Annotated in this window: 6 protein-coding genes; all 6 read right to left on the bottom strand. The window is 62.8% G+C overall.

Annotated features, from left to right (window positions below; all coding sequences use genetic code 11):
- Positions 1–25: 25 nt before the first annotated feature.
- Complete coding sequence (locus Q7J58_RS17810; RefSeq protein WP_304830872.1) at positions 26–607, bottom strand: penicillin-binding protein activator LpoB; 582 nt, start codon at positions 605–607, stop codon at positions 26–28.
- Between the two features lie 14 nt (positions 608–621).
- Positions 622–4,545 carry a tetratricopeptide repeat protein gene (locus tag Q7J58_RS17805; RefSeq protein ID WP_304830870.1) on the bottom strand — a complete coding sequence of 1,308 codons (3,924 nt, stop codon included), beginning with the start codon at positions 4,543–4,545 and terminating at the stop codon, positions 622–624.
- Complete coding sequence (locus Q7J58_RS17800) at positions 4,499–7,255, bottom strand: endo alpha-1,4 polygalactosaminidase (protein WP_304830868.1); 2,757 nt, start codon at positions 7,253–7,255, stop codon at positions 4,499–4,501. The genes Q7J58_RS17805 and Q7J58_RS17800 overlap by 47 nt, the downstream gene beginning before the upstream one ends.
- Positions 7,256–7,825: 570 nt before the next feature.
- Positions 7,826–10,165, bottom strand: coding sequence for an ATP-dependent Clp protease ATP-binding subunit ClpA (gene clpA, locus Q7J58_RS17795; protein WP_304830866.1), 2,340 nt, complete (start codon positions 10,163–10,165; stop codon positions 7,826–7,828).
- A 94-nt stretch (positions 10,166–10,259) separates the two neighbouring features.
- Positions 10,260–10,625: an ATP-dependent Clp protease adapter ClpS gene (gene clpS, locus Q7J58_RS17790; protein ID WP_304830935.1), complete on the bottom strand. Its 366-nt coding sequence runs from the start codon at positions 10,623–10,625 to the stop codon at positions 10,260–10,262.
- Between the two features lie 237 nt (positions 10,626–10,862).
- Complete coding sequence (gene icd / locus Q7J58_RS17785) at positions 10,863–12,116, bottom strand: NADP-dependent isocitrate dehydrogenase (protein WP_304830864.1); 1,254 nt, start codon at positions 12,114–12,116, stop codon at positions 10,863–10,865.
- Positions 12,117–12,133: the final 17 nt, after the last annotated feature.

Genomic DNA, 12,133 nt, shown 5'->3' with positions numbered 1-12,133 from the left:
CCGCCTGTTTCATTGGGCTCGCCCATCAGCGACCCGAAGACCGACGCCAGCCAGCGAGCAGTTCATGGATGAGTTGTTGTGCCACCGCCGCAAGCGACTCGCGAGCCCAACCAGTTCGCCCGCCACTGGCGGCGTAGACGGTCTGGTCGTTGCCAAGGTCGCGCACCTGCAGAGCCAGACCCACCGCCGGCTCACCGTCGATGCCGGTCTTGTAGCGCCACTCATTGACTGCGGCGAGCACCGCATACCGCGCACCCTGTTCACGCGCCCAAGTCAAAGCAGACTCTTGTGCTTTCTGTTCGCCCGGCTCGAACAAGCTCTCATTGCCCAGCCGAGACGGGTAAAGCAACAGACGCTGGACGCCACGCAGGCGCAGCGCCGGCTCCAGTAAAGACAGTGCGCGCAAACCGGCCTGCGGCACGTCGGTGTAGTTGGCTACTGGCAACAGTGCCACACCGGCGTCGGCAGGCAGTGGGCCAAAGACCTCACCGACCTGCACCGAAGAACCCGGCGTAAGTGCCTGACAAGCGGCCAGTGGAGCCAACCCCACGGCCAGGAACAGCCGGCAAAACGGGCGGCGGCGTATCGTATTTTCGGGTGTTTGCATCGTGCTGTATCTCCTTAGTCAAACAACAATTCATAACTCGCCTGCCATTCGCGGCGCGCCCGACCAGCGCCACTGCCGTCCCAATGCCAGTTCAGGTGCCATTGATCGCGCCCGAGCAGCCCGCCGCGCAGGCCAGCACGCAGCGCAGGGCCGCTGTCTCCCGTGCTGGACCGAGCCCAGGACGCCTCGGCCCAGCTTCGCACATCGCGCCGATAAAGCTCCGACGACTCGTGACCCAGACCCCAACCAGTGCTCAGCCGCACGCCCAAGGCACCCCGCCCCACAAAGTCGCTGGGGGATGGCGCAACGCCGCTGGGCAGCAACCAAGACGCGCGCGGATCGGGTCTGCCATCAGCGCGCGTGCGGCTCCATTGCAGCTGCAAACCCAGGCGCCAGTCCATGGGATCGCGGTGCGGATAGTAATAAGCACCACTGCGCCAGTGCACGGCCTGGCCCTGGTAACGGCCCCATGCGCTGGACAGGCGCAACCACTGCAGCTCGGTCGAAAGGTCGATCTGCTGCGTCGGGCGCAGATTCAGCGTAGCTTGTAACCGATCTTGCCGACCGGCTGCGCGCAAGGCCTCGCTTTCCTGGCTGCGCTCGGCCAAGGCAGCCTCAAGAGCCAGCACCGCACCTGGGTTGAGCTGGCGCTCCCAGCGCAACCGTATGGTCGCATGTGCCGCCGGCCCCTGCAGCGCCCCTGCACCAATCTGCCAATGACCGTTGGCATTGGCCCAATGCAGGTCCAAAGAAACGTCACGCTGTATCGTGTGGCCCTCGGTGCGCAACACGTTCGGGTCGGCGCTTCGCACGCGGCGTGCATCAAGCGACCACTCCAGCCGCAGGCCGCTGTCCAAGTGCACTCGGCCCCAGGCTTGCTGGGCTTGAATATCGAGTTGTTGCGTGGGCCGCTCGGCCACGGTGACACGCACCCGGTTGGCTCGCACCACCAAGTCTTGCTGCAACAGCAAGGCCACATCTTCTGGCAACCCCTCGGGCAGGCGCTGAGCCATCTCGTTGCCCTCGCGCGCAGCCTCTTGCAGGCGGTCGAGGCGGCGCAGCGCGCTCAGCAGATCCTTGGGATCGGTCTCACCAGCAGGACCGGCCACCTTACCCCCCACCCGCCGCACGCTTGATGGGGATGACGGAGTTCCGCTGTCAACCGGTGCACCACCCGTCTGCGGCTCGGTGGCTGCGTCACGGCTGCCGCGCAGGCCCCGATCGGCACGCGCAGCGCGTAGCGCAACCTCATCAAGCAAAGTGGCGAGTTCGGCGGTGTCTTCCTGCTGCAGCGCAGCGGCAAAACCCTGATAAGCGGGCGTTGCCAACTGCCAGGCGTGTTGCCGCCACAGCCAGGCGCGGGCCAGTTCGGGCTGCTCGCTGGCCAGCAGCCACAAACCCAACATCTCGCGCAGCGGCGTAGCCTGCGGGGCATGCCAGTCGCGTACTGCGCGCGCCTCAGCCAGCAGCAATGCCCAGGCCTGGCGGCGCTCGGCCGGTTGGGCTTCGTTGGCAGCCAACCCGAGCCAGGCCAGCAAGCGCTGGCGGGCGGCTTCGTTGGCAGCGTCTCCACCCCGCGCCACCAGCGGCGTACCTGGCGCAGGCAACCGCGTGCGCAGCAGGGCAAAAGCGTGGCGCCGCAACCGCTGTGACTGTGCCTCGCGCCCGCTCTGGTAGAGCGCGTCTGCGTAGCCCAACAACCAGAGCGGGTCGTTGCGGCGATTGACCAGTTGCGGCTGCATGAGCGCCAGCGCACGCGCTGGTTCGCGCTGCTGCAACCAGCCGGCGATCATGGCCTCACGCAATTCGGCGTCACGCCCGCCCAGCAGGGCCTGCGCACGCGGTAGCCACTGGCGCAGCCCGGCGCGGTCGCGTCCATCGATCAACATCCACAACAGCCCGCTCATCAACCCACGATCGCGCGGGCGCAGCGTAGCGGCGGCCTCCATGTCAGTCACTGCGCGCAAACCATCGCCCAAGCGCTGCCAGAACCAGGCGCGTGCAGCCAAAAACGCAGCATCACGCCCAAGTTGCGCCTGCACCGCCGGCGTCTGTGCGGTCCAGAATGCCGTCCATTCAGCGCGTGTGCCCAAGGAAAACACCGCTGCCTGCCACTGCGCACGCACAGAAGCCTCACGGGGATGGCGCTGAGACAAAAGTGCCGACTCGGTCAGCCAGCGCGGATTTTCCGCCTTGGCCATTCGCATCAGCCAGCGCACCGCCTGGTAGGGCGCTTCGCGTCCCTGCGCAACCAGCCGGGCCAGCGCGGCGCTCGCGAGATCGAGTTCGCTTCGGTCCCACGCCACGTCGGCCAGCAGCCCAACGAACTCGGCGTTATTTTCTTGGACCTCGGCGCCATCGTCAGCGGCCTTCAGGTAACGCAGGGCCCTCTCGGCATCATTGACCCACAACGCAACGCGCGCCGCCGCCAGAGCTTGAACCTGGGTGAGACCACCCGGCAGCGCCAAGTCGTACTTGATGAGCGCGCGCGGCGTCTGGCCCATGCGCACCAGCAGCTCGGCCATTTCCAGCTGCCAGACGGGTGCGTCGTCAGCACCACGGGCCCGCACCAGCCGATCGTCCATCAGCGCCAACGCCTGCTCGGGGTTGCCCACGCGTTCATAGAGTGCCACCAACTGCCGCAGGACCACATCGTCCAATGGCCGCCGCTGCTGGCGCAGACGCCAGGCATCCAGCAAAGCCTGGTCGTCGTAGAGCATGGACCCCAAGCGCTGCACGTGTACAAAAGCCTGCTCGCTGCCAGCGCGATGCCATTGCGCAAGCCAAGCTTCAAGCGCCGCCTGCGGCCGCCCCGTCCATTCACGCACCTGCGCCAGGCGTTCGCCCCACAGTGGCGGCTGGCCACTGGCCAGCGCTTGAGCAGCTACACGTTCGGCCAACACAAGGTCTCCACCACCGGCACTGAGCTGCCACGCCAAGGCCCAGTCATCGGCAGTGGCCCGAGGTGCCCACAGTGCCAGCGCCGCATCGTCGGGCCAGAACAGCTTCAGCTCGGTCGCGGCAGCGCGGGGCTGGCCTGCGGCAGCGGCCACCCGTGCCAGCTCCCAGCCCAAGTTGGGCTCACCGTAAGCTGCGGGTTCACCCAGAATTTCACGCGCCCAAGGCCAGGCGGCCTGAGGCTCTCCGCTGGCCAAGCGGTTGGCCACCGCCGCACGCCAGTGCACCAAACAGGCGGCCTGCTGCCCGCACAAAGCAAGCGCTCGCGAATACAGTTCGGCAGCAACGCCAGCATCGCCCTCGGACAAGGCCAGCCGTGCGGCCTCGACCGCGTCGCTGGCCTGAGCAAAACGCAACCCAGTCAAGCGCGGGGCCACATTGGACAGCGCCGCACGCCACTCGGCAGCCAGCTCGGGCAGGTCGGACTCTATCTCGGCCAACGCTGCACGCAGAGCCTGCCGGGCGGCCTGCCAAGCGGCCAAGGTCTGCGCTTGCGCCAGCGCCTGCTGCAGCGTCCGACCCTGGGTCGCTACCAGCGCCTGCAACACACCCGCATCGCCCCTGCCCATGGCCTCGCGTGCAGACTTTAGGCGGCCCCGCCAGACCTGCGCCTCCAACGCGGCCAGTCGCACCTGCGCCTCGGGTTCCGGCGGGGCCAACCGTGTCGCCAGCGCCAGCGCTCGTGCGGCTTCGTCCCAGCGCAACTCCATCGCCTGGCGCTCGGCCAGCAACAGGTGCAACTCCCAGTTATCCGGTTCGGTCGGAATCAGCACTCGCAGGTATTCCAGCACCAAGGTAGCGCGCCCGGCGGCGGCTTCACGCCGGATGTAATCGTGCAGAGTCCCCTTGGGAAACACCAACACCAACGCGGCCACTGATGCCACCACCAGACCCAACCACGCAACCAGCGGCACCGGCTTGAGCCGGCCCGGGTCACCCGGTGCAACGGAGATCGACGGCGTGCGACCGAGGTGTCTCATAGGCTTGGTTCACAGGTTGCGCACGATCACGCACACGCCAGAGACCATCAGGCAACGGTTCAGCGATCAACGGCGCAGCCACTTCCAGGCGACAACCCGGTGGCAACCACCATAAGGCCTGCAACGGCATCAGGGCCTCGTAGGCCAGTCGCCAGGTACCAGGCAGCAGGCGCTGCAGCGAACGCACCTCGGTGTTGGCCGAAACCAGACGCGGCACCAGCTCGGTGCCGGTGGTGGGTCGCAGCCACGCTTCGGAAGCACCCAGATGCAGGTAGCGCACCCCAGCCTGCGCCAGATGGCCAACCAAACCGAGTGCGGGATCCACCTGTGGCTCAGGCGCCAACCCAGTCTGGCGCCATTGCCGAAGAATGCCGGCCGAGCGCAGTTGCCAGCCTGAGCCATCCAGCGCCCGCGCGGCGGTACTGCGACGCGCATCAATCACGCGCTGCGCGTAGTCGGTCGCATGCACCAAACCGATCCGCCCGGAAGCGTGCTCCGTTTCAATCCACCGGTAGAGTTGGTGAGCCGAAGCCACGCCAGCCGGTTTGGAAAACAAATACGTGTGGTAATAAAGGTTGACCGCCTTAAGGCGGCGCGGCGACTCCGTCAACGCAATGGTTTCCAGCAACCTCGAAAAGCCATAGTAAGGCCCAGTCCAGAGGTTGGTGTAGACGTTTTCGTTCTGCATCGGCGCGTACACCTGCAGCCAGGAACCTTTGCGCATCGCATGCGGCGATACCAGCGTAAGCGTGTTTTCCTGCATTGTCGGCCAAGTATTGCCACCGTTCATATTAAGCAAGCCCGCGCCTGCGGCGGTCGCCAGCGGTGCCTCCAGCGGGTTGGTGTCTCCACTCCACAACAACATGCGTACCCGTTTACCCGGTGGTGCCAACTCCCGCTCAATGAAGCGGGCCGAACCGACGATCTCACGCTCCACGTCAAAGCTGTACCCCGGTAGGCGCAGCGCCACACCATAGCCACGGTCGGCCTGCTCGCCCCGCTCCAATGCGCCCCAAAAGAAAGGGTGACCCCAGGTGTGGGTCGCAAGCTGCACATGGGGCAACGCTGCCATTCGGCGGGCCACCGCTTTGAGCTGCGGCGCCAGCGCCGCAAACAGCCCCTGTGGCGAAACCTCGCCCTCGATAAAAGACACCGTGGTGGGTAGGCGGTAGCGCTGCAAAAACTGCTCGTACATCACCTCGCTGGCAAGTGGCGCGCCTGGTAGCTCGGCGCGGTTGGCAAATCCGTCACCGTCGTGGTGGATCAGCGCGAGCCGACGTCCGGCGGCGGTGGTGAGCTCAGGCACCGGCCAGTCCGGAGGCAGGCGCAATGCAGCCGCTACAAAAGCGATCGGATCGATGGCCCAGCGCTCACCCATGTTGCCTGGAAGACGGCGGATCTGGACCTCGTCAAGCGCAAAACCACCCCAGGGGGTGACAGCCACCACATCGGTGCCTGCTTCGCCCCCGTTCAGGCGCAGCCAGACAGTCGAGCCCTCTGGCGCCTGACTACCACCGAGCCACTGCTCCGGTACCTCGGGTTCGAACTCAAACGGTGCGGATCCGTCTGGCCGCGACCAGGCCCAGGGCGTCGGCGGATCTTCGTCGGGCTCAACCCAACCGCCCAGGCCCCAGCGCTGCCAATCAGGCGCTTCGGGCAGCTCACCCATGAACAACAACGGTACACCTTGAGCCAGCGCAGCCTTGACCACCTGCCCCAACGCAGCATGACCCGCCATGTCAGCCACACCAGCCCACACCAGCACCGCTGCATAGCGTCCAGCCAACGGTTGTGCTGCCACACGCGCCATGCCAACACCATCGTGCAAGGCCACATAACTGTGACTCAGGCCCCAATAGTTAAAGGGCATCTCGCCCAATCGATGAATCTCGTGTTGAGAAATTGCATCCCAGCCGCCTCGCTGGTCGTGCAAGGCCAGCACCTCGCGCGGCGCCACCTCCAGCGGGCCAACGCCCACAGCATCCAGCGACGGTACACCGACATAAGGAATGAAACCGTCGCCCTGAATACGGCGAGCCAATTCACGCGCCTGATCTCGGCGCTCGGGCGGCGCGTAATCAATGACCACCACGGGCAGCCGCCATTCGTCTCGGGCGCGCAGCAGATGCGGCAACAACCAGCGTCGATCGGCCTCAGGAACCCCTTGATAGGCTTGACGCTCGGCGCTCCAGCCTTGGTACATCGACTCAACCACCAACGCACTCACCTCCGCGTGCAACTCGGGCAAAATTTCAAAACCCCGGTTGAACACCAGTTGTGCCTGCGGGTAGCGCTGCCTGAGCAAGCGCACTGCACGCACCATGCCGGCTTCCTGGGCCGTGCGCGCTTCAGGCGTGCGTGCTACAAGTTGATAGGAATCGAGCGTGTCCAGAAAGAAACTGCGAAAGCCCCTGGCCCACAAAGGACCCACAACACGTTCGACGAAAAAAGCGGGCCAGTCGGGCGCTGCTTGATCAACAACGCGCGAACCCCACCCCCGGTTCTCTCCCAGCAACCAGGCCGACGGGATATCTTTGAAATAAGAACGCGAGGGTTGCACCTCGCCCAGCGCAATATATGCCACCACATCGGCTTGCGGGTTCAGGCGCTGCGCCCAGCCAGCCCCGTCTACATGGTCAGGCTCGACCACCACGGCGTCAAAACCGCCCAATGTCTCCCAAGGAATGTCGGCACCGTAAAAAAAGGCCATGCTGCGCCAAGAAACAGGCGACGCGAACGTTGCTGCTGGCGCCAGCAGCAGGGCACACAACAACAACAGCAAACCCACCAACCGCTGCCCCCACCACGGCACCATGCTCAACCCCTGCCCTGCCACCACGTCCAGAGCTGGAACAGAGCGAACCTCCGCAACATCGTTCAGGCGTTCTTGATCTGAAAAGCCATCCGGCTGTTGACCCACACTGAAGGTAGCCATTTTGTTTTTGCAACCCTAAAAAAGACCGGTGCAACTGCTTTTTGCTCAATCAAAAGTCAAGCCAACAAGCGACCCAAGCGCCACACAGACAAGGTGATTGAGAATAGCACCCCCGAAAAGTGGGAAGTGAACGTGCTTGCTCCTCATGTTCAACTTGGCAACAGGCGACAAACGGCCTTTTCACAACCAAAAACCCCTCAAAAACTCGGTGCTTTGAGGGGTTTTTTGATCAAGTCAGAGAGACCTGTTCAGTCAGGTTCCGCGCCGAAAAGAGGCCTGCAACTGCAGCAGAGATTTGGGTATTCGGTGGGGCGCAACATATCCTGGAACCGTCCAGGGAACCGATCAACCCGCTGTCGCTTCTTCTGGCTTGGCCTTGCCTTCTTTCTTCGGCAGCGGTTGAATGTCCAGCTTGACCTCCTGGATTTCCTTACCGTCTTCCCCGGTCTTGGTTTCCAAGTCCACCGTGAGACGACCACCATCGGTCAGGCGGCCAAACAGCAGCTCGTCGGCCAAGGCACGGCGGATGGTGTCCTGTATCAAGCGTTGCATGGGTCGCGCACCCATGAGCGGGTCGAAACCCTTCTTGGCCAGGTGCTTGCGCAGCGCGTCGGTAAAGGTGACCTCCACCTTCTTCTCGGTCAACTGGCCTTCAAGCTGCAACAAGAACTTGTCCACCACCCGCATGATGACATTCTCGTCCAACGACTTGAAACCGACGATGGCGTCCAGGCGGTTGCGGAACTCCGGTGTGAACAGGCGCTTGATGTCGGCCATCTCGTCGCCGGCTTCGCGCGGGTTGGTGAAGCCAATGGTGGCCTTGTTCATGGTCTCGGCACCCGCGTTGGTCGTCATGATGACGATCACGTTGCGGAAGTCGGCTTTGCGCCCGTTGTTGTCGGTCAGTGTGCCGTGGTCCATCACCTGCAGCAGCACGTTGAAGATGTCCGGGTGTGCCTTCTCGATCTCGTCGAGCAGCAGCACGCAGTGCGGCTTCTTGGTGATGGCTTCGGTCAGCAGGCCGCCCTGGTCAAAGCCCACATAGCCGGGAGGCGCACCGATCAGGCGGCTCACGGCATGGCGCTCCATGTACTCCGACATGTCGAAGCGGATCAGGTCGATGCCCATGATGTAGGCCAACTGCTTGGCGGCTTCGGTCTTGCCCACGCCGGTGGGGCCGCTGAACAGGAAAGCACCGATCGGCTTGTCGCTCTTGCCCAGACCCGAGCGCGCCATCTTGACGCTGGAGGCCAGCACTTCCAGCGCCTTGTCCTGCCCGAACACCACGCTTTTCAGGTCGCGCTCCAGGGTCTGCAGCTTGCCGCGGTCGTCGTTGGACACGTTGGCAGGGGGGATACGGGCGATCTTCGCCACAATCTCTTCGACCTCGGTCTTGCTGATGGTTTTCTTGCGCTTGCTGGCTGGCAAGATACGCTGAGCGGCACCCGCCTCGTCGATCACGTCGATGGCCTTGTCAGGCAGGTGGCGGTCGTTGATGTACTTGGCGCTGAGTTCGGCCGCAGCCTGCAGCGCTGCCAAAGCGTATTTGACATTGTGGTGCTCTTCAAAGCGCGACTTCAGGCCTTTGAGAATGTCCACGGTTTGTTCCACCGTTGGCTCGACCACATCCACTTTTTGGAACCGGCGCGACAGCGCAGCGTCTTTTTCGAAAATACCACGGTACTCGGTGAAGGTGGTAGCGCCAATGCACTTCATTTGCCCGCTGGATAGCGCAGGCTTGAGCAAATTGGAGGCATCCAGCGTTCCGCCAGACGCCGCACCCGCACCGATCAGGGTGTGGATTTCGTCAATGAACAAAATGGCGTTGGGCTTGTCCTTGAGCGACTTCAGCACGCCCTTGAGGCGCTGCTCGAAATCGCCGCGGTACTTGGTACCGGCCAGCAGTGCGCCCATGTCCAAAGAATACACGAGCGATTCTGCCAAGATCTCAGGCACATCGCCCTGGGTGATGCGCCAGGCCAGGCCCTCGGCAATGGCGGTTTTGCCCACGCCAGCTTCACCCACCAGCAGCGGGTTGTTCTTGCGGCGGCGGCACAAGATCTGAATGACGCGCTCGACCTCGTAGTCGCGCCCGATCAGCGGATCGATCTTGCCGTCTTTGGCCAGTTGGTTCAGGTTCTGGGTGAACTGCTCCAGCGGTGAGGCCTTCTCGTTTTGCTTCCCCTCAGTGCCCTGCTCTTCGTTCTCGGCCGCGCTCTCGCCAGGTTTGGCGGCCTCGGGCGGGTCGCTCTTGCGAATGCCGTGGGCGATGAAATTGACCACGTCCAGGCGCGTCACACCCTGCTGGTGCAGGTAGTACACGGCGTGGGAATCTTTTTCACCAAAAATCGCCACCAGCACGTTGGCACCGGTGACCTCTTTCTTGCCATTGCCCGTGCTTTGCACGTGCATGATGGCGCGCTGAATGACGCGTTGGAAACCGAGCGTCGGCTGGGTGTCCACCTCGTCCGTGCCGGCGACCTGTGGCGTGTTGTCCTTGATGAAATTCGTCAAAGACTTGCGCAGGTCGTCGATGTTGGCCGAACAGGCGCGCAGCACCTCGGCGGCGCTGGGGTTGTCGAGCAGCGCCAGCAGCAGGTGCTCGACAGTGATGAATTCGTGGCGTTGCTGGCGGGCCTCGACAAAGGCCATGTGCAAGCTGACTTCAAGTTCCTGGGCAATCATGGACACGTCCTTTGGGCTGTGGGTGATTTGAAAAGCTGACGTTCGGAAAACGGGATATCAGAGAGGATCGCCAACAAGTGGGGTGGTTCCGCCTTTATTCAACGGGTTCGCTCACACACTGCAACGGATGCCCCGCGCCGCGTGCGGCCTGGAGCACTTGGTCGACCTTGGTGCTGGCCACATCGCGGGAATAAACCCCGCAAATGCCTTTGCCTTCCAGATGGATCTTCAACATGATCTGGGTCGCGGTTTCGCGGTCTTTGCTGAAAAACTCCTGAATGACGTGAACCACAAATTCCATGGGCGTGAAGTCGTCGTTGAGCAGCACCACCTGAAACATTTGCGGCGGTTTGGTGCGCTGCGTGCGACGTTCAAGCACCACCGAGTCGTCGCTGCCCACGTGGGGTGGAGAGACCGGGTTTTCGGTTTTTTTGGGGTTCTGGGTTGCCATGAAATTGATTCTAGCGGTGTGCGACCATCCCCGATGGCCAACGGGCATAGGGAAACCCTTCCACCACCCGGGGCGCCACCCTGAGCACACCTTGTCGAGCACAGGAAAACTCCATTTTCATCCTCTCATTGTGAGGCTCACTCCCAAACACAACCGCCGCAAAAACGCGGCTTCTTGGTGGCTTTTTCGCTCTGACCGGGCTTCACGGCAGACCTTGCTGGCCGCAAAGCACCAAGAGTCTTGGCGTTACATGTTTTCGATCATGACCGCACCAAACCCGGAGCAACTGACCTGGGTCGCGCCCTCCATCAGACGGGCAAAGTCGTAGGTGACCTTTTTACTGGCAATGGTTTTTTCAATCGATCCGATGATGAGATCTGCGGCCTCGGTCCAGCCCATGTGGCGCAGCATCATTTCAGCCGACAGAATTTCAGAACCCGGATTCACGTAATCCTTGCCCGCGTATTTCGGTGCCGTGCCGTGGGTGGCTTCAAAACAGGCCACGGTATCGGACAAATTGGCGCCGGGCGCTATGCCGATACCACCCACCTGCGCAGCCAGCGCGTCCGAAATGTAGTCGCCGTTCAGGTTCAGCGTAGCCACCACCGAGTATTCGGCCGGACGCAACAAGATTTGCTGCAGAAAGGCGTCGGCGATGCTGTCCTTGACGAGGATTTCACGCCCTGTTTTCGGATTTTTGAATTTGCACCACGGACCGCCGTCGATCAATTCGGCACCAAACTCCTTTTGTGCCAGCGCGTAGGCCCAGTCGCGAAAGCCACCTTCGGTGTATTTCATGATGTTGCCCTTGTGCACGATGGTGAGGTTGGGCTTGTCGTTATCGATCGTGTACTGCAGGGCCTTGCGCACCAGGCGCTCGGTGCCTTCGCGCGAAACGGGTTTGATGCCGATGCCAGAGGTGTTCGGGAACCGGATCTTGGTCACCCCCATCTCTTCCATCAGGAATTTGATAAGTTTTTTGGCCTTGTCCGATTCGGCTTCGTATTCGATACCAGCGTAGATGTCTTCCGAGTTCTCGCGGAAGATCACCATATTGGTTTTCTCAGGCTCTTTCAGAGGCGATGGAACGCCCTTGAAATACTGCACCGGGCGCAAGCATACATAGAGGTCGAGCTCCTGTCTCAGCGCCACGTTGAGTGACCGGATGCCGCCGCCCACCGGTGTGGTCAACGGGCCTTTGATGGACACCACGTATTCACGCAGCGCCGCCAGCGTTTCTTCGGGTAGCCACACGTCGGGGCCATACACCCGGGTGGACTTCTCACCGGCGTACACCTCCATCCAGTGAATCTGCCGCCGTCCGCCATAGGCCTTGGCCACAGCCGCGTCCACCACCTTAAGCATCACGGGTGTGATGTCCAAGCCCGTGCCGTCACCTTCGATGTAAGGCACGATGGGACGATCGGGCACGTTCAGCGACATGTCGGCGTTGACGGTGATTTTTTCGCCTTGGGCCGGGATTTTGATGTGCTGGTACATGGGTCGGGTCTCCGTGA

The sequence above is a fragment of the Hydrogenophaga sp. genome (genome assembly GCF_030656115.1).
In the GTDB taxonomy this organism is placed as follows: domain Bacteria; phylum Pseudomonadota; class Gammaproteobacteria; order Burkholderiales; family Burkholderiaceae_C; genus Hydrogenophaga.
The sequence above is the reverse complement of the archived record's forward strand: the minus strand, read 5'-3'. Positions and strand labels throughout refer to the sequence as shown.